The following is an 18222-nucleotide window of genomic DNA, read 5'->3' as shown; positions in this document are numbered from 1 at the left end:
GCCCGCGGGTGCGGTGCTGCGCCTATGCGGCTCAGGGCACGCTGCAGGGCGGCGCAAGACCGCCTGACGCAAACACATTCGTACTGCCGCACACGACATAAAAACCAGAAGAAGGTACGCGACGATGTTGGAATCCAAGTTCTCCCGCAGCATCCTGCAAGGCGCCAGCGCGCTGGCCCTGGTAATCGCCTCGCTGTGCGCCAACGCCTCGGCCGACAAGCCGGGCGAGGGCGTGAAGGTAACGCCGATCTTCCCCTCCATCGCCGAAGAACGCTTCCGTGGCGAAGTCGCCATGGAAGGCCTGCGCGAGCTGGGCTACAAGGTCCAGGAGCCTAAGGAAACCGAGTACGGCGTGATGATGGTGGCCCTGGCCAACGGCGATGCCGACTTCACCGTGCACCTGTGGGACAAGCTGCACGACAAGTTCTACCAGCAGGCCGGCGGCGATGACGTGATGGTCAAGGCCGGCGACATCATGCCTGGCGTGCTGCAGGGCTACCTGATCGACAAGAAGACCGCCGAGCAGTACCACATCAAGTACATCACCGACCTGAAGAAGCCCGAAATCGCCAAGCTGTTCGACACTGACGGCGACGGCAAGGCCAACCTGACCGGCTGCAACCCGGGCTGGGGCTGCGAGCTGATCATCTCGCACCACATCAAAGCCTATGACCTGGACAGCAGCGTGCACGTCGACCAGGGGTCGTACTTCGCGCTGATGGCCGACACCATCACCCGCTACAAGGAAGGCAAGCCGATCCTGTACTTCACCTGGGTGCCACAGTGGATCTCCACCGTGCTGGTCGAGGACAAGGACGTGGTTTGGCTGGAAGTGCCGAAGACCGACCTGCCGGATGGCAACAACGATGTCGACACGATGTACAAGGGCAAGAACCTGGGCTTTGCGGTCGACAAGGTCGAGGCGGTGCTGAACAAGGAATTCGCCCAGGAAAACCCGGCAGCCACCAAGTTCCTGTCGCTGATGCAGATCACCACGGCGGACGAGAGCGCGCAGAACCTCAAGATGCAGCAAGGTGAGAAAAAGCCTGCTGACATCACCCGCCATGCCAAAGAATGGGTTGCGGCGCATCGCCAGCAGTTCGACGCGTGGCTGCAGGCGTCGCGCGCGGCGGCGACACAGGCCAGCAAGTAACCTGTTCCATCGGTGAGCGCTTCTTCGCGGGCAAGCCCGCTCCCACAGGGTTCGTGCCAGCGTTGGGTTTGCGCGCTGCCTGTAGGCGCGCGCTTGCTCGCGAAGAAGCCAACGCGATTTTTGCAGTTGAGTCAAAGCCATGAGCCATTTCGAAAGCACCCTCAAGAACGCCAACCTGGCACATCTGAACACCGCAGGCCGTACCTCGCTGTCGATGCCGTGCCAACGCGTCGCCTTCGTGCTACGTGAGCATTTCTCCATGATGGCCTTTACTGCGGCCATGGACACCCTGGTCACCGCCAACCTGATGAGCGCCACGCCACTGTTCCAAATCCAGGTAGTGGGTGATGGAGCACAGGTCATGAGCGACCTGGGCATCGCCTTGCCGGTCAACACGCCACTGGCCGAGCTCGATGTGCAGGTGCTAGACACCTTGTTGGTATGCGGTGGGCTCCGAGTGCGCCTGGAAAGCGCACCGCTGCTGCGCGCCAAGCTGCGCCAGGCCGACCAGCATGGCTGCCAGCTGGGTGGTCTATGGAACGGCACCTACTTCCTGGCCGAAGCGGGCCTGCTCAATGACCACGCCTGCGCCTTCCACCCCGATGGTCGGGCAATGATGAGCGAGCTGTTCCCCAAGGTACGTGTCAGCCGCCAAGCCCATGTGTTGGATGGTCGGCGTCTGAGTTGCGCAGGGGCTAGCAGTGCCCTGGACATGATGCTGGCCTTGCTCGAACACAGGGGTGGCAACGGGTTGCGCCGGGCGGTGGAGCAGATGCTGGCGTGCGATCGCGCACGGGTGATGAGCGACGCCCCGGCCACTGCAGCGGACATCGACCCCAGCCTGCCCAAGGGCATACGCTTGGCCCTTGAGCTGATGCATGCGAATATCGAAGACCCGATCGGCATCGACGAAATCGCCGAACATGCAGGCTTGTCGCGTCGGCACCTGGAGCGGCTGTTCCGCCGCCATGTACAGGCGACACCGCCGCGCTACTACCTGGAATTGCGCCTGACCCATGCCCGGCAGTTGCTGCAACACACCAGCAAGTCTTTGACCGAAGTGGCCGTTGCCAGCGGCTTTGTCAGTTTTCCGCATTTCTACCGGCGTTTTCGTGAGCTGTTCGCCGTTGCGCCGCGCCAGTTTCGGGCGAGGAGCCAGGGGTGGGCAGGGCGGCAGGAAGTGGCGGTGCATTGAGATCGACTGTACCTAGGCCGGCCTCTTCGCGGGCAAGCCCGCTCCCACAGGTATGGCACAGCTCTCAAAGCCTGCGTTCTACCTGTGGGAGCGGGCTTGCCCGCGAAGAGGCCAGTACCGCGAAACAGATAATTGTGTTCGATAAACGAACGGTTAGTATCAAAGACTTGTCCGCTGTCCGCCCAACCATTCCAATGGTCGCATTGCCCAACCCCCGCCTTTTTGCTTAGTGTGTGCCTATTCACCGGCTGTCGCCTGCCTCTGTACCCAGCGACCAGCCCGATAGAATAACCGTGATCGACCGCAACCACCGGCCCCAAGGCCCGTAGGAAGCGGCGCCCAGAACAATAACGAAACCGAGTGCCTTGCCTATGGAAAGCCGCCTGCTGAGCGAGCGCAGTAGCGTGTTTCACCACGCCGACCCTTATGCTGTGTCCGATTATGTGAACCAGCACGTGGGCCAGCACTGCATCGGTTTGTCGCGCACCACCCACCCCCAGGCCAGCCTCAGCCACCGCAAGTTCGCCGAACTCGACCTGTGCCGCATCAGCTACGGCGGCAGCGTGCGCGTCACCTCGCCTGCGTTGGAAACCATCTACCACTTGCAAGTGTTGCTCAACGGCAACTGCCTGTGGCGCGGGCCCCAGCGTGAGCATCACTTGGTGCCGGGCGAGTTGTTGCTGATCAACCCAGACGACCCGGTTGACCTGACCTACTCGGAAGACTGCGAGAAATTTATCCTCAAGGTGCCGACCCGGCTGCTCGATTCGATCTGCGAAGAACAACGCTGGCATCGCCCGGATGGCGGCGTGCGGTTCCTGCGTAACCACTACCGTTTGGAAGAGCTGGATGGGTTTGTAAACCTGCTGGCGATGGTGTGCCATGAAGCCGAGGTGAATGAGTCGTTGCCGCGGGTGCAGGGGCATTACAGCCAGATTGTGGCCAGCAAACTGCTGACCTTGATGAGCACCAACATTCGGCGCGAAAGCCTGAGTGCACCGGCGGCAAGCCTTGAGCGGATTCTGGATTACATCGAGCGCAACCTGAAACTTGAGCTTTCAGCTGAAGTGCTGGCAGAGCAGGCCTGCATGAGCGTGCGGTCGTTGTATGCCTTGTTTGATCGGCACTTGGGTACCACGCCTAAGCAGTATGTGCGGCAACGCAAGCTGGCGCGGGTTCATGCCTGCCTGAGCGATACCCGTTGTACCGTGAAAAACGTTACCGAGCTTGCCATGGACTACGGCTTCCTGCATCTGGGGCGTTTTTCGGAGATCTACCGGCAACAGTTCGGGGAACTGCCCTCTGCCACACTGCGCAACCGGCGTTGATTTGCACAAATCGGATACCACTCTGCACGAATAGGATATTGCCGCCCCCCCTCGATCCCTAACCTGACATGGTCTGAACAATAACAATGGAGACCCTGGCCATGTCCCTGGGATTCGACTACCTCAATGCCATGCTCGAAGACGACCGTGAACAGGGCATCTACCGCTGCAAGCGCGAGATGTTCACCGACCCACGCCTGTTCGACCTGGAGATGAAGCACATCTTCGAGGGCAACTGGATCTACCTGGCGCACGAAAGCCAGATCCCCGAAAAGAACGACTTCCTCACCCTGACCATGGGGCGCCAGCCGATCTTTATCGCGCGCAACAAGGACGGGGTACTCAATGCCTTCCTCAATGCCTGCAGCCACCGCGGCGCCATGCTGTGCCGGCACAAGCGCGGTAACCGTGCCAGCTACACCTGCCCATTCCATGGCTGGACCTTCAACAACAGCGGCAAACTGCTCAAGGTCAAAGACCCGAGCAACGCCGGCTACCCCGACAGTTTCAACTGCGACGGCTCCCACGACCTGACCAAGGTCGCGCGCTTCGAGTCGTACCGGGGCTTTCTGTTCGGCAGTTTGAATGCCGATGTGAAACCGCTGGTAGAGCACCTGGGCGAGTCGGCCAAGATCATCGACATGATCGTCGACCAGTCGCCCGAAGGCCTGGAAGTGCTGCGTGGCGCCAGTTCGTATATCTACGAAGGCAACTGGAAGCTCACCGCCGAGAACGGCGCCGACGGCTACCACGTAAGCTCCGTGCACTGGAACTACGCCGCCACCCAGAACCAGCGCAAACAGCGCGAGGCGGGTGACGAGATCAAGACCATGAGCGCAGGCGCCTGGGCCAAGCAGGGCGGGGGCTTCTATTCCTTCGACCATGGCCACCTGCTGCTGTGGACCCGTTGGGCCAACCCAGAAGACCGCCCGGCCTACGAGCGCCGTGACCAGCTGGCCGCCGATTACGGCCAGGCACGCGCCGACTGGATGATCGAGAACTCGCGCAACCTCTGCTTGTACCCCAACGTGTACTTGATGGACCAATTCAGTTCGCAGATCCGTATTGCCCGGCCGATTTCGGTGAACAAGACCGAAATCACCATCTACTGCATCGCGCCCAAAGGCGAGAGCGCTGACGCCCGTGCCAAGCGCATCCGCCAGTACGAGGACTTCTTCAACGTCAGCGGCATGGCCACCCCGGACGACCTTGAAGAGTTCCGCTCGTGCCAGACAGGCTACGGCGGCGGCACCGGCTGGAATGACATGTCCCGCGGCGCTGCCCACTGGGTCGAGGGCGCTGACGAAGCGGCCCAGGAAATCGAGCTCAAGCCGCTGTTGTCAGGCGTGCGCACCGAGGACGAAGGCCTGTTCGTGCTGCAACACAAGTACTGGCAGGACACCATGATCCAGGCGCTCAAGGATGAGCAGCAACTGATCCCCGTGGAGGCCGTGCAATGAGCCTCTACGAAACCGTGCGCGACTTCCTCTACCGCGAAGCGCGCTACCTGGACGACGCCGAATGGGACCAGTGGCTGGAGCTATACGCAGCCGATGCCAGCTTCTGGATGCCGTCCTGGGACGATGACGACCGCCTCACCGAAGACCCACAAAGCGAAATCTCGCTGATCTGGTACGGCAACCGAGGTGGCCTCGAGGACCGGGTGTTCCGCATCAAGACCGAGCGCTCCAGCGCGACCGTGCCGGACACCCGTACCTCGCACAACATCAGCAACATCGAGATCGTCGAGCAGGGCGAGGGTTACTGCCAGGTGCGCTTCAACTGGCACACCCTGAGCTTTCGCTACAAGACCACCGACAGCTACTTCGGCAGCAGCTTCTACACCCTCGATTTGCGCGGCGAGCAGCCGTTGATCAAGGCCAAGAAGGTGGTCCTGAAGAACGACTACGTGCGTCAGGTCATCGACATCTACCACATCTGAACCGAGGTAACGCGAGCCGCCCGGTGTGCCGCATGGCGCGCCGCGGGCAGGCTCGCCCGCGAGGTGCAACATGAGCTTCCAGATCGCACTGAATTTCGAGGACGGGGTAACCCGCTTCATCGAGGCCACTGGCCATGAGACCGTGGCTGACGCCGCCTACCGCCAGGGCATCAACATCCCGCTGGACTGCCGCGACGGCGCCTGCGGCACCTGCAAGTGCAAGGCCGAGTCCGGGCGCTACGACTTGGGCGACAACTTCATCGAAGACGCCCTGAGCGAGGACGAAATCGCCGAAGGCTATGTGCTGACCTGCCAGATGCGGGCAGAATCCGACTGTGTGGTGCGCATCCCGGCCTCTTCGCACGTGTGCAAGACCGAACAGGCCAGTTTCGAAGCCGCCATCAGCGACGTGCGCCAGTTGTCGGCGAGCACCATTGCCCTGTCGATCAAGGGCGAGGCGCTGAGCCGGCTGGCGTTCCTGCCGGGGCAATACGTCAACCTCAAGGTGCCCGGCAGCGAGCAGAGCCGCGCTTACTCGTTCAGCTCGCTGCAAAAGGACGGCGAGGTCAGCTTCCTGATCCGCAATGTGCCGGGCGGCTTGATGAGCAGCTTCCTCACCAACCTGGCCAAGGCCGGCGACAGCATGAGCCTGGCAGGGCCGCTGGGCAGCTTCTACTTGCGGCCGATCCAGCGCCCACTGCTGTTGCTGGCAGGTGGCACCGGGCTGGCACCGTTCACCGCGATGCTGGAGAAGATCGCCGAGCAGGGCAGCGAATACCCGGTGCACCTGATCTACGGGGTCACCAACGACTTCGACCTGGTCGAGCTGGACCGCCTGCAGGCCTTGGCGGCGCGCATTGCAAACTTCACCTTCAGCGCCTGCGTGGCCAACCCAGACAGCCAGTACCCGCAGAAAGGCTATGTCACCCAGCACATCGAACCGCGCCACCTCAATGACGGCGATGTGGACGTGTACCTGTGCGGGCCACCGCCGATGGTCGAGGCAGTCAGCCAGTACGTTCGCGAGCAGGGCATTACGCCGGCGAACTTCTACTACGAGAAGTTCGCCGCCGCGGCCTGAGTTTCCTTGGGGCCGCCCTTGTGGGAGCGGGCTTGCCCCGCGAACACGGGCGAAGCCCGTGCCATCCACCGTGGGGTCTGCTAGCGGGGCAAGCCCGCTCCCACAGCGTCCGCGTCAGCATGGAGAAATACTGATGAACACAAGATTTCAAGGCAAAGTCGCCCTGGTCACCGGCGCCGCTCAAGGCATTGGCCGCGGCGTGTGCTGGCGGCTCAAGGCCGAAGGCGCGCAGGTGGTGGCGGTGGACCGCTCAGAGCTGGTCCACGAATTGGCCGGGGAGGGCATGCTGACCCTCACCGCCGACCTCGAACTGCACAGCGATTGTGCCCGCGTCATGGCCGCTGCGGTCGAAGCGTTTGGCCGCCTCGACATCCTGGTCAACAATGTCGGCGGCACCATTTGGGCCAAGCCTTTCGAACACTACGAAGTGGAACAGATCGAGGCCGAAGTGCGCCGCTCGTTGTTCCCCACCTTGTGGTGTTGCCATGCCGCGTTGCCGTACATGCTCGAACGTGGGGCAGGGGCCATTGTCAACGTCTCGTCCATCGCCACCCGTGGCGTCAACCGCGTGCCCTACGGCGCGGCCAAAGGTGGCGTCAACGCGCTCACCGCCTGCCTGGCTTTCGAAACCGCCGGGCGCGGTATCCGTGTCAATGCCACTGCCCCTGGCGGCACCGAGGCACCGCCACGGCGCGTGCCGCGCAACGCCGCCGAGCAGAGCGCGCAGGAAAAGGCCTGGTACCAGCAAATCGTCGACCAGACCCTCGACAGCAGCTTGATGCACCGCTACGGCAGCATCGACGAGCAGGTCGGCGCCATCCTCTTCCTGGCCTCCGACGAAGCCTCCTACATCACCGGCGTAACGCTGCCGGTAGGGGGCGGCGACCTCGGCTGAGCCAGCCCCCCCCCGGCAACCGTTTTACTCCACAACAAAAAAAACAGAGACAGATGCCATGCGAACCCTTGACGTGCACCCGATCATCGATAATGCGCGCTTTACCGCGTTCCACTGGATGGTCATGGCCTGGTGCGGCCTGCTGCTGATCTTCGACGGCTATGACTTGTTCATTTACGGCGTGGTGCTGCCGGTAATCATGAAAGAGTGGGGCCTGACGCCCCTGCAGGCCGGCGCCCTGGGCAGTTATGCGCTGTTCGGCATGATGTTTGGCGCCCTGGTATTCGGCAGCCTGGCCGACCGCATCGGGCGCAAGAAGGGGATCGCCATCTGCTTCGCGTTGTTTTCCACGGCGACTATCCTCAACGGCTTTGCCACCAGCCCCAGCGAGTTCGGCATCTACCGCTTCATCGCCGGTCTCGGGTGTGGCGGCTTGATGCCTAACGCCGTGGCATTGATGAACGAATACGCCCCCAAACGCCTGCGCAGCACGCTGGTGGCGATCATGTTCAGTGGTTATTCGCTGGGCGGCATGCTGTCGGCAGGCGTCGGTATTTTCATGCTGCCGCGTTTCGGCTGGGAGTCGATGTTCTTCGCTGCGGCGGTACCGCTGCTGCTGTTGCCGGTGATTCTCTATTACCTGCCAGAATCCATTGGCTTCCTGGTACGTAAAGGGCGCACCGAAGAAGCCCGCAAGCTGCTCAAACAGCTTGACCCCGAGTGCGACATCCAGCCTGGTGACGTGCTTCAGGCAACCGACCGCAAGGGGGCTGGCAGCTCGGTCGTCGAGCTGTTCCGCAACGGCCTGGCCGTGCGCACACTGGCCCTGTGGCTGGCGTTCTTCTGCTGCCTGCTTATGGTCTACGCGCTCAGTTCATGGTTGCCGAAGCTGATGGCCAACGCGGGTTACAGCCTGGGTTCGAGCCTGTCGTTCCTGTTGGCGCTGAACTTCGGTGGCATGGCCGGGGCGATTTTGGGGGGCTGGTTGGGCGACCGCTACAACCTGGTCAAGGTCAAGGTCGGTTTCTTCATTGCAGCTGCGCTGTCGATCAGCCTGTTGGGGGTGAACAGCCCGATGCCGGTGCTGTACCTACTGATCTTCATCGCCGGCGCCACCACCATCGGCACGCAGATCCTGTTGTATGCCGGCGCGGCACAGATGTATGGCCTGGCGGTGCGCTCTACCGGCCTGGGCTGGGCTTCGGGCATTGGCCGCAATGGCGCCATTGTCGGCCCGCTGCTGGGTGGCGCGCTGATGGGCATCAACCTGCCGTTGCAACTGAATTTCATCGCGTTCGCCATCCCTGGCGCGATTGCCGCGCTGGCCATGGCCGTGCACCTGGTCAGTGGCAAGCGCCATGGCCTGGCCACGGCGGCGCAAGCGTAATGAAAACCCTGATCAAGGACAGCTCGCTGTCCGCCATCGTCGCCGGCTGCCTGGCGACGATGATCTCTTACGCCGGCCCATTGGTGATCATCTTTCACGCTGCCGAGGCCGCGCAGTTGTCCCATGGCCAGCTGTCTTCCTGGGTCTGGGCCGTTTCCATGGGCAGCGGAGTGCTCGGCGCTGTACTCAGCCTGCGCTACCGAGTGCCGGTCGTGATCGCCTGGTCGATCCCAGGCTCGGCGCTGTTGGTCACGGCCCTGCCTGAACTCGGCTTGGAGCAGGCCGTGGGGGCGTACCTGGTGGCCAACCTGGTCCTGCTGCTGATTGGCATCAGCGGGGCCTTCGACCGCATCATCGCGCGCCTGCCAGGCTCCATTGCCGCCGGCATGCAAGCCGGCATCTTGTTCAGTTTCGGCATCGAGGTGTTCCGCGCCTTGCCGGTACAGCCGCTGCTGGTGGTGGCCATGTTCATCACCTATGTGCTGATGCGCAGGCTTCAGCCGCGCTATGCGGTGGCCGCCGTACTGTGCGTGGGCGCCGTCGTGACCGTGGCCAGCGGGGCGTTTCGCAGCGAGGCGTTGGTACTGCAACTGGCCTCGCCGCAATGGATTGCCCCGCAATTCAGCTTGGCGGCGGTGTTCAGCCTGGCGTTGCCCATGGTGCTGGTGGCCCTCACCGGGCAATTCATGCCGGGGATGGCCGTGCTGCGCAACGCCGGTTACGCCACGCCGGCCAGCCCGCTGATCAGTGCCAGCGCCATCGGTGGCGCCGTGCTCGCGCCTTTTGGTTGCCACGGCCTGAACCTGGCGGCTGTCACCGCCAGCCTGTGCACAGGCCCTGAGGCCCATGAAAACCCGCGCCAGCGCTATGTCGCGGCCGTCGCCGGCAGTGTGCTGTACCTGCTGCTTGGGGTTGCTGGGGCCACCTTGATGTCGCTGTTCGCGGCATTTCCGGCGGCACTGATTGCGGCCCTTGCCGGGCTGGCCCTGTACGGGGCAATCAGCGAAGCCCTGGCACGCAGCCTCGCCGAGCCTGCTGAGCGAGATGCCGGGCTGTTCACTTTTTTGGTCACCGCTTCGGGGGTGTCCTTCCTTGGCCTGTCGGCGGCGTTCTGGGGGCTGCTGTTCGGCCTGCTGGCCCACGCGCTGCTTGTTCTGCGGCGGCCTCAAGCGCGGGAGGTAATGCGCCGCACCCCATGATGCCTGTGTTCCCAGCGCTTTATTCCATAAAAACAAGATCAAGAGAGCTTCGGAATGAACCATACCCCTTGCGTCGCTATTGGCCTGACATTGCTCAGCCCACCGCTGCTGGCTGCTGAAGGCGGCTTCTTCGAGGATTCGAAGGCCAGCCTCAGTGCCCGCAATTACTATTTCAGCCGCGACTTCTCCGACATTGTCGGCGCCAATCAACAGTCCAAGGCCGAGGAGTGGGCCCAGGGCTTCATACTTGACTTCAAATCGGGGTACACGCCTGGCACGGTGGGGTTCGGGGTGGATGCACTCGGCCTGCTGGGCATCAAACTCGACAGCAGCCCCGACCGGGTCAATACCGGCCTGTTGCCGGTGCATGGCGATGGCCGCGCCGCAGACGAATACAGCCGCCTGGCGCCGACGTTCAAGGCCAGGCTGTCGAAAACCGAGCTGCGGGTGGGCGAACTGCAGCCCAACCTGCCGGTGCTGACGTTCAGTGATATCCGCCTGCTGCCGCCGACTTACCAAGGTGCCAGCCTGTTGTCGACCGAGCTGCAGGGGCTGACCTTGCAAGCCGGGCACCTGACCTCAACGCACCTGCGCAACGAGGGCGGCGATGGCAAGATGAATGCCATGCTCGGCCACGTGCCAATGCGTCAGGCTGAAGGTGATGCGTTCAACTATGTGGGGGGCGACTACGCGTTCAATGCGAACCAAAGCAGTGTCAGCCTGTGGTACGGGCAGTTGGAAGATATCTACGAGCAAGGCTTTGTCGGCCTTAAACACAGCAAACCTGTCGGCGACTGGGTGCTGAGCGCCAACCTTGGCTATTTCACCGCCCGCGAGGACGGCGACGCCCTGCTGGGCAGTATCGATAACCAGGCATTCTTCTCGCTGTTCACCGCCCGCCATGGCGGGCACAGCTTCCATGCAGGGTATCAGGGCATTTATGGCGACAGCCCGTTCCCGCGGGTATTTGCCAACATCTCCCCCTTGGGCAACGAGGTGCCAACCTACGAGTTCGCCTACACCGACGAGCGTTCCTATCAGGTGCGCTACGACTACAACTTTGCCGCCATGGGCGTGCCGGGGCTGACGGCAACGGTGCGCTACATCACCGGCAACAATGTCGATACCGGGCAGGGCTACGAGGGCCGTGACCGGGAGCGCGACCTGGATATCGGCTATGCGGTGCAGAGTGGGGCGTTGAAAGGCCTGGGCATTCGCGTGAGAAATGCCATGGCACGGTCCAACTACCGCAGTGATATCGACGAGAATCGCTTGACCCTGGTGTACACCTGGCAGTTGTTGTGAAAACCCAGCTGCCATCTTTTGTCACTGAGCCGCATTTGCACCCAGAGGGTAGAGGGGGTTAGCTTTCACGCGTCATCCTCTCAGGAAATCCCGCCTTGGACTCATTGACCCAAGCCGTACTCGGCGCCGCCCTACAGGGCACTGTGCTCGGTCGCATCCAGGGCCGCCGAGCGCTGCTGTACGGCGCAGCGCTGGCCACACTGCCCGACCTGGACGTGGTCATCCGCTACGCCGACCCGGTGTCGCAGATGACCTACCACCGGGGGTTCTCCCACTCCCTTTTCGTCCTGACCGGGCTGGCGCTGCTGCTGGCCTGGTGCGTCAACCGGTGCTGGCCAGGCAAAGGCTATACCGTGCCGCGCCTGTTCCTGGCGTTCTGGCTGGTGCTGGTCACGCACCCGGTGCTGGACGCCTTTACCGTGTATGGCACGCAACTGTTCTGGCCGTTGGCGCTGACCCCGCAAAGCTGGGCTGCGGTGTTCATCATCGACCCTGTCTACACCGTGCCGCTGCTGGCGGCAGTGATCTACACCCTCGCCAAGGGCGTGACGGGCACTGCGGTGCGGCTGCTGACCCTGGCACTGGTTTTCAGTACGGCCTACCTCGGCTTTGGCCTGGCTGGGCGCATGCAGGCGGAGCAACGCTTTCAGGCCGCGTTGGACCAGCAAGGCATCACGGTCAGCGACGTACGTGCCGTGCCGATTGCCTTCAACAGCCTGATCTGGCGCGTGCTGGCCAAGACGCCGGACGGCGACTACTACGAAGGTGTCAGCAGTGGGTTCGACCAGCAACCGCCAGAAATGCAGCGCCTGCCACGCAACCTTGAGCTGGCCGTTGCACTTGCCGGTGCGCCTTTGCATCAACGCCTGCGCTGGTTCACTGATGACTGGTTGCGCTATGACGAAATCGACGGGGCGCTGGTGGTGACCGACCTGCGCATGGGCATCCCCGGCAACTACACCTTCCGCTTCAACATGGCCCACCGTGACAGCCAGGGGCACTGGATTGCCGACACGCCCACGGCGTGGCGAGGGGCAGGGGTGGCATCGATGTTCAACGGGCATGACCTGGGCTTGATCTGGCGGCGTATCGTCGATCAGCAACCCCCATTGCCACTGGCTGAGTGGACTTCGCGCTACCTGGGGCCGGCTGTAGTACCGCCCAGGGGCGATTAAACGAAGATTCTGTTTACCGCCGCAGCCCCCATTTTGCGGGGGAAATCGGGTACAGGGCACAGCTATTTTGCGGCTTGGTGGAATTCTTAGTAGCTTATCGTCGCCAAAGCGCTCAATATGCCACTGCAGGGGCTGGTTGTTTGATAAGGCCCTCGTTGTAATTTCACGTAAAACGCATCAAATAAGCCATCGAGGGCTCAGAGCATGTCCAACAGACAAACCGGTACAGTTAAATGGTTCAACGATGAAAAAGGGTTCGGCTTCATTACCCCAGCGGGTGGTGGCGACGACCTCTTCGTTCATTTCAAAGCCATTGAATCGGACGGCTTCAAGTCGCTGAAAGAAGGCCAGACTGTTAGCTTTGTTGCCGAAAAAGGGCAAAAAGGCATGCAGGCCGCCCAAGTGCGACCTGAGTAAGACACGCACCCGCCGGCTCGGCGTTCGAACAGGTGCTTGCAACCTTGCGGGTTGACCTGGGTGCTTGATCGAACGGCGTGAAGCCTGGCAATTGTGTGGCGTGTAAAGAAAAGCTCCGTATCGAAAGATAGGGAGCTTTTTTTGTATCTGCCGCAACGCGGTAGAACTGCCAAGCGGCTTTGCGGCCCCTTGGCTTCAATCAAACGGCTGCCATCAACTGCGCGCCAGTCGCCCACTCACGTAGTGCGCCACGTCATTGAACCCTGGCGTCGAGGCATGGCCCGGTGTGACCAGCGAATCGATGAACGCTTCATCCTCCGCCGTGATCTTCACGTCCAGTGCGCCGGCATAGGTGTCCCATTGTGCTTCGGTGCGCGGCCCGACAATGGCCGAACTCACCAATTGGTTATTAAGTACCCAGGCAATCGCGAACTCGACGATGCCCACGCCCTTGGCTTCGACATACGCCTGGATCTGGCGGGCGATGGCCAATGATTCCTGGCGCCATTCCACTTCCATGATCCGCTTGTCCTGGCGCCCGGCACGGCTGCTGGCATCTGGCACCGAGCCGGGTGCGTACTTGCCGCTGAGCACACCGCGGGCCAAGGGGCTGAACGGCACCACGCCCAGGCCATGGTAAGCCGCAGCGGTCAGCTGTTCGGGCTCTGCCTGGCGGTTGACGATGTTGTACAGCGGTTGGCTCACCACCGGTTTGGCCACGCCCAGTCGCTCGGCCAGGTGGCACAGCTCGGCAATGCGCCAGCCGCGGAAGTTGGACACGCCCCAATAGCGGATCTTGCCTTGGCGCAGCAGGTCGCCGATGGCTTGCACGGTTTCTTCCAGCGGTACCTTGTGGTCTTCGCGGTGCAGGTAGTAAACGTCGAGGTAGTCCAGGTCCATGCGCGTGAGCGTCGCGTCGATGGCATTGAAGATGTGCTTGCGCGAAAGCCCGCTGCGGTTGGGCAGGCCGTCGGCCGGGCCAAAGCCGACCTTGGACGCCACTATCCAGTCCTGGCGATGGCGAGCCACGGCTTCACCGACGATTTCTTCCGAACGCCCGCTGTTGTAGACATCGGCGGTGTCGATGAAGTTGATGCCCTGGTCCCAGGCTTTTTCGATGATCCGCAGTGAGTCCTCGGTGCTGGTCTGCTCGCCGAACATCATGCTGCCCAGGGTAAGGGCGGAAACCTGCAGGCCACTCTGGCCAAGGGGACGGTAGATCATGCGGTTGAGTCCTTTGCAGTGGGCTTGTCTGCCTGTTTTACACACAACCGCACGCCATTGAAAGCCCGCCACAGTGGCTGACACACCTGTGTCATGCCTGCATCAGCTGTGCCATGGCTGCTGCATGTGCAGGTATCAGCCATTGCCCGACCGTTTGGCTAGCAACCGCTCTGTAATGCCTGTTTCGAGGGTGCCGGGTGATGCTGGCACAACCGTTGCTCTGTCTGTTATCGACGCCTGATGCGGTGTCGCCATAACAAGAACGGAGAACCGACCATGAACCGAACAGGCCCGTACCGCCGGCCCCTTCCGCACGCCTTGGGCTGCCTGGCCCTTGCCTTGGCGTGCTGCGCAACCGCTTTTGCTGCAGAAGTGGATGGCAAGCGGATCATCCAGGCCGACCAGGAACCTGGCAACTGGATGAGCCACGGCCGTACCTACGATGAACAACGCTTCAGCCCGCTCAAGGCCATCAACCAGGACAACGTCAATCAATTGGGCCTGGCTTGGAGCTATAAGCTCGACCTGGACCGGGGTGTAGAAGCCACGCCTATCGTGGTCGATGGGGTGATGTACACCACGGGGCCGTTTTCCGTGGTGTATGCCTTGGATGCCCGCAACGGCAAGCTGCTGTGGAAATACGACCCGCAGTCAGACCGCAATCGCGCCGGTGAGGCGTGCTGTGATGCGGTAAACCGCGGCGTGGCCGTGTGGCAGGGCAAGGTCTACGTCGGCGTGCTGGACGGGCGCCTGGAGGCGATCGATGCCAAGACCGGCCAGCGCGTGTGGTCGGTGGACACCCGCGACGACCATAAGCGCAGCTACACCATCACCGGTGCGCCGCGGGTGGTCAACGGCAAGGTCATCATTGGCAACGGTGGGGCGGAATTTGGTGTGCGCGGCTATGTGACGGCCTATGACGCCGAAACCGGCAAGCAGGCCTGGCGCTTCTTCACCGTGCCGGGTGACCCCAAGCTGCCGCCTGAAGACAAGGCCATGGAGATTGCCAGCAAGACCTGGCACGGCGATGCCTTCGTCGAGTGGGGCGGCGGCGGCACGGCCTGGGATTCGTTCGCCTACGACCCTGAGCTGAACCTGTTGTACATCGGCGTTGGCAACGGCTCGATGTGGGACCCTAAATGGCGCAGCCAGGCCAAAGGCGACAACCTGTTCCTGTCGTCGATTGTCGCCGTCAATGCCGATACGGGCGAATACGCCTGGCACTACCAGACCACCCCCGGTGATGCCTGGGACTTCACCGCCACCCAGCACATGATCCTCGCCGAGCTGCCGCTCAACGGCAAACAACGCAAGGTGCTGATGCAGGCGCCCAAGAATGGCTTCTTCTATGTGCTCGACCGGGCCACCGGCGAGTTGCTGTCCGCGAAGAATATCGTGCCGGTGAACTGGGCCAAGGGCATCGACATGAAAACCGGGCGGCCGATTCTCGACGACGAGGCAGCGGCCTACTGGAAGGACGGCAAGCGCAAGCTGGTGACGCCGGCATTCTGGGGCGCGCATGACTGGCATCCAATGTCGTACAACCCCAACACCGGCCTGGTGTACATCCCGGCGCATATCATGTCGGCCTATTACGAGCACATCCCCGAGGCGCCCAAGCGCAACCCGTTCAAAAGCGTGTACCAGCTGGGCTTACGCACCGGCATGATGCCCGAGGGTGCCGATGGCCTGCTGGAGATGGCCAAGACATGGTCCGGCAAGCTGATCGCCTGGGACCCGGTCAAACAGGCGCCGGCCTGGGAGGTGCCCTACATCACCATCTTCAACGGCGGCACCCTGAGCACCGCCGGCAACCTGGTGTTCGAGGGCAGCGCCGATGGCCGTGTGATCGCCTATGCCGCTGACACCGGCAAGAAGCTGTGGGAATCACCCGCCGCCAGTGGCGTGATGGCAGCGCCGATCACCTATTCGGTCGATGGCGAGCAGTACGTCACCTTCATGGCCGGCTGGGGCGGGGCCTTCTCGACATTTGCCGGGGCGTTGTCGTTGCGTGCCGGGGTACAGCCGTTCTCGCAAGTGCTGACCTACAAGATTGGCGGTACCGCCAAATTGCGTGAGCCAGCGCCGCCCGCCAATGCGCCCGAACCCCCACCATTGACCGCCGACGCCAAGACTGTCGCCGCCGGTGCGGCCCTGTACGACGGCAACTGCTCACAGTGCCACGGCATCCATGCCGTCAGCGGCGGTGTACTGCCAGACCTGCGCAAACTCAGTGCTGATAAACACCAGATGTTCCTTGGCATCCTCTATGGCGGCCGCGTGCCGGATGGCATGCCGTCGTTTGCCGACAACCTCAAGCCCGAGCAGGTCGAGCAGGTGCACCAGTACCTCATCAAGCGTGCCCATGACCTGAAAAGCGAAGGCAACGCCTGGCAGCAATTCAGCGCCAAGCCGGCTGCCCAGCCGTCACTGGCCGACAACCCGTCACAGGAGTGAGATGACCATGACTGAAGCGATCTACCAGAACTACATCGACAACGCCTTCGTACCCAGCGAGGGGCTGATCGAGGTGTACAACCCGGCCAACGCGCAGTTACTGGGGCGTGTGCCGGAGTCGCCGATCGATCAGGTGGAGCGGGCCATTGCTGCGGCACGCAACGCGCAAAAAGGCTGGGCAGCGAAACCTGCCATCGAACGCGCCGGCTACCTGCGTCAGATCGCCGCCAAGGTGCGTGCCAATGCTGACCGCTTAGCGCGCATCATCACCCAGGAAGGCGGCAAGGTGCCGGGGCTGGCGCAGGTCGAGGTGAACTTCACCGCCGACTACCTCGACTACATGGCGGAATGGGCGCGGCGCCTTGAAGGCGAGGTGCTGACCAGCGACCGTGCCAACGAGCACATTTTCCTGATGCGCAAGCCGCTGGGTGTGGTGGCTGGGATACTGCCCTGGAACTTCCCGTTCTTCCTCATCGCCCGCAAGATGGCGCCGGCGCTGCTCACGGGCAATACCATCGTGATCAAGCCCAGTGAAGAAACGCCCATCAACTGCTATGAATTCGCCAAGCTGGTGTCCGAGACCGACCTGCCAGCGGGGGTGTTCAACGTGGTCGGTGGCAAGGGGGCCAGCGTCGGCCATGGGCTGACGAGCCATGCTGGTATCGACCTGGTCAGCTTTACTGGCAGCGTCGCTACGGGGGCACGGATCATGGCGGCGGCAGCGCCGAACATCACCAAGCTCAACCTTGAACTGGGCGGCAAGGCCCCGGCGATCGTGCTGGCGGACGCTGACCTGGACTTGGCGACGAAAGCCATTGTTGCCTCGCGGGTGATCAATACTGGCCAAGTGTGCAACTGCGCCGAGCGGGTGTATGTGGCGCGCAAGGTAGCCGACGCCTTCGTCGACAAGGTGGCCCAGGCCATGGCCGCGACCCGTTACGGCGACCCGTCGCGCCAGGCAGACCTGGACATGGGGCCACTGATCAACCAGGCCGGGCTCGACAAGGTAGCGCAGATGGTGCGCACGGCGGTCGGGCAGGGCGCCCAGTTGGTGACCGGCGGGCAGGTAGCGGACCTGGGGGCCGGGTTCCATTACCAGCCGACCGTGCTCGCGGGCTGCGCCGCCGACATGGAGATCATGCGCAAGGAAATTTTTGGGCCGGTGCTGCCGATTCAGGTGGTCGATGACCTGGACGAGGCGATTGCCTTGGCCAATGACAGCGAGTACGGGCTGACGTCTTCGCTGTACACCCGCGACCTGAACGCGGCGTTGAAGGCTAGCCGCGAGATCGATTTTGGCGAGACCTACATCAACCGCGAAAACTTCGAGGCCATGCAGGGCTTCCATGCCGGGGCGCGCAAGTCCGGGATCGGCGGGGCGGATGGCAAACACGGGTTGTATGAGTACACGCGTACGCAGGTGGTGTACATCCAGGGATAAGGGTTGGCTTTTCTGGCCTCTTC

At 62.5% G+C, this 18222-nt stretch carries 15 protein-coding genes; 14 read left to right on the top strand and 1 reads right to left on the bottom strand.

Features of this window, described 5'->3' with window-relative positions; genetic code table 11:
* Positions 1-124 precede the first annotated feature (124 nt).
* From proX to AC5PZ0_RS12410, 12 genes are all read left to right on the top strand, one after another.
* Positions 125-1153, top strand: coding sequence for a glycine betaine/L-proline ABC transporter substrate-binding protein ProX (gene proX / locus AC5PZ0_RS12465; RefSeq protein ID WP_085274396.1), 1029 nt, complete (start codon positions 125-127; stop codon positions 1151-1153).
* A gap of 139 nt (positions 1154-1292) precedes the next feature.
* On the top strand, positions 1293-2348 hold the full coding sequence (locus tag AC5PZ0_RS12460) for a GlxA family transcriptional regulator (RefSeq protein WP_493855077.1): 1056 nt from the start codon (positions 1293-1295) through the stop codon (positions 2346-2348).
* Positions 2349-2719: 371 nt separating this feature from the next.
* Entirely contained in the window at positions 2720-3676 is a 957-nt protein-coding gene (locus AC5PZ0_RS12455) for a helix-turn-helix transcriptional regulator (protein WP_238217571.1), read from the top strand.
* 101 nt (positions 3677-3777) lie between these two features.
* Positions 3778-5136, top strand: coding sequence for a benzoate 1,2-dioxygenase large subunit (benA, locus tag AC5PZ0_RS12450; protein ID WP_027595428.1), 1359 nt, complete (start codon positions 3778-3780; stop codon positions 5134-5136).
* Positions 5133-5618 (top strand): benzoate 1,2-dioxygenase small subunit, encoded by a 486-nt coding sequence (gene benB, locus AC5PZ0_RS12445; protein WP_027595427.1) that lies wholly within the window; start codon positions 5133-5135, stop codon positions 5616-5618. The genes benA and benB overlap by 4 nt, the downstream gene beginning before the upstream one ends.
* A 70-nt stretch (positions 5619-5688) precedes the next feature.
* A complete protein-coding gene (gene benC / locus AC5PZ0_RS12440; RefSeq protein ID WP_027595426.1) occupies positions 5689-6699 on the top strand; it encodes a benzoate 1,2-dioxygenase electron transfer component BenC in 1011 nt (336 codons plus the stop codon).
* A gap of 133 nt (positions 6700-6832) precedes the next feature.
* Entirely contained in the window at positions 6833-7594 is a 762-nt protein-coding gene (locus AC5PZ0_RS12435) for a 1,6-dihydroxycyclohexa-2,4-diene-1-carboxylate dehydrogenase (RefSeq protein WP_027595425.1), read from the top strand.
* Positions 7595-7652: 58 nt separating this feature from the next.
* Complete coding sequence (locus AC5PZ0_RS12430) at positions 7653-8981, top strand: MFS transporter (protein WP_099454061.1); 1329 nt, start codon at positions 7653-7655, stop codon at positions 8979-8981.
* A complete protein-coding gene (locus AC5PZ0_RS12425; protein WP_493855076.1) occupies positions 8981-10180 on the top strand; it encodes a benzoate/H(+) symporter BenE family transporter in 1200 nt (399 codons plus the stop codon). The genes AC5PZ0_RS12430 and AC5PZ0_RS12425 overlap by 1 nt, the downstream gene beginning before the upstream one ends.
* Positions 10181-10234: 54 nt before the next feature.
* Entirely contained in the window at positions 10235-11485 is a 1251-nt protein-coding gene (locus AC5PZ0_RS12420; protein ID WP_099429408.1) for an OprD family porin, read from the top strand.
* Between the two features lie 95 nt (positions 11486-11580).
* On the top strand, positions 11581-12660 hold the full coding sequence (locus tag AC5PZ0_RS12415) for a metal-dependent hydrolase (RefSeq protein WP_493855075.1): 1080 nt from the start codon (positions 11581-11583) through the stop codon (positions 12658-12660).
* Positions 12661-12864: 204 nt separating this feature from the next.
* Entirely contained in the window at positions 12865-13077 is a 213-nt protein-coding gene (locus AC5PZ0_RS12410; RefSeq protein WP_027595420.1) for a cold-shock protein, read from the top strand.
* 213 nt (positions 13078-13290) lie between these two features.
* On the opposite strand, the gene AC5PZ0_RS12405 is transcribed toward AC5PZ0_RS12410, so the two are convergent.
* Complete coding sequence (locus AC5PZ0_RS12405) at positions 13291-14301, bottom strand: aldo/keto reductase (RefSeq protein WP_493855074.1); 1011 nt, start codon at positions 14299-14301, stop codon at positions 13291-13293.
* A gap of 276 nt (positions 14302-14577) precedes the next feature.
* Between AC5PZ0_RS12405 and AC5PZ0_RS12400 the strand changes: the two genes are divergently transcribed.
* Both AC5PZ0_RS12400 and aldA read left to right on the top strand, forming a co-directional pair.
* The gene (locus AC5PZ0_RS12400) at positions 14578-16758 is read left to right on the top strand and encodes a PQQ-dependent dehydrogenase, methanol/ethanol family (RefSeq protein WP_493855073.1); all 2181 of its coding nucleotides are present in this window, start codon (positions 14578-14580) and stop codon (positions 16756-16758) included.
* 7 nt (positions 16759-16765) lie between these two features.
* A complete protein-coding gene (gene aldA / locus AC5PZ0_RS12395) occupies positions 16766-18199 on the top strand; it encodes an aldehyde dehydrogenase (RefSeq protein ID WP_493855072.1) in 1434 nt (477 codons plus the stop codon).
* The last annotated feature ends 23 nt before the right edge of the window (positions 18200-18222 follow it).

The sequence above is a fragment of the Pseudomonas sp. 5.2 genome, from assembly GCF_059025405.1.
The sequence above is the reverse complement of the archived record's forward strand: the minus strand, read 5'-3'. Positions and strand labels throughout refer to the sequence as shown.

Coding starts and splice junctions, on each gene's coding strand:
- AC5PZ0_RS12435 (WP_027595425.1), top strand. CDS start 6,833: ATGAACACAAGATTTCAAGGCAAAGTCGCCCTGGTCACCGGCGCCGCT.
- AC5PZ0_RS12425 (WP_493855076.1), top strand. CDS start 8,981: ATGAAAACCCTGATCAAGGACAGCTCGCTGTCCGCCATCGTCGCCGGC.
- AC5PZ0_RS12460 (WP_493855077.1), top strand. CDS start 1,293: ATGAGCCATTTCGAAAGCACCCTCAAGAACGCCAACCTGGCACATCTG.
- proX (WP_085274396.1), top strand. CDS start 125: ATGTTGGAATCCAAGTTCTCCCGCAGCATCCTGCAAGGCGCCAGCGCG.
- AC5PZ0_RS12400 (WP_493855073.1), top strand. CDS start 14,578: ATGAACCGAACAGGCCCGTACCGCCGGCCCCTTCCGCACGCCTTGGGC.
- AC5PZ0_RS12455 (WP_238217571.1), top strand. CDS start 2,720: ATGGAAAGCCGCCTGCTGAGCGAGCGCAGTAGCGTGTTTCACCACGCC.
- AC5PZ0_RS12420 (WP_099429408.1), top strand. CDS start 10,235: ATGAACCATACCCCTTGCGTCGCTATTGGCCTGACATTGCTCAGCCCA.
- benA (WP_027595428.1), top strand. CDS start 3,778: ATGTCCCTGGGATTCGACTACCTCAATGCCATGCTCGAAGACGACCGT.
- AC5PZ0_RS12405 (WP_493855074.1), bottom strand. CDS start 14,301: ATGATCTACCGTCCCCTTGGCCAGAGTGGCCTGCAGGTTTCCGCCCTT.
- AC5PZ0_RS12410 (WP_027595420.1), top strand. CDS start 12,865: ATGTCCAACAGACAAACCGGTACAGTTAAATGGTTCAACGATGAAAAA.
- benC (WP_027595426.1), top strand. CDS start 5,689: ATGAGCTTCCAGATCGCACTGAATTTCGAGGACGGGGTAACCCGCTTC.
- AC5PZ0_RS12430 (WP_099454061.1), top strand. CDS start 7,653: ATGCGAACCCTTGACGTGCACCCGATCATCGATAATGCGCGCTTTACC.
- benB (WP_027595427.1), top strand. CDS start 5,133: ATGAGCCTCTACGAAACCGTGCGCGACTTCCTCTACCGCGAAGCGCGC.
- aldA (WP_493855072.1), top strand. CDS start 16,766: ATGACTGAAGCGATCTACCAGAACTACATCGACAACGCCTTCGTACCC.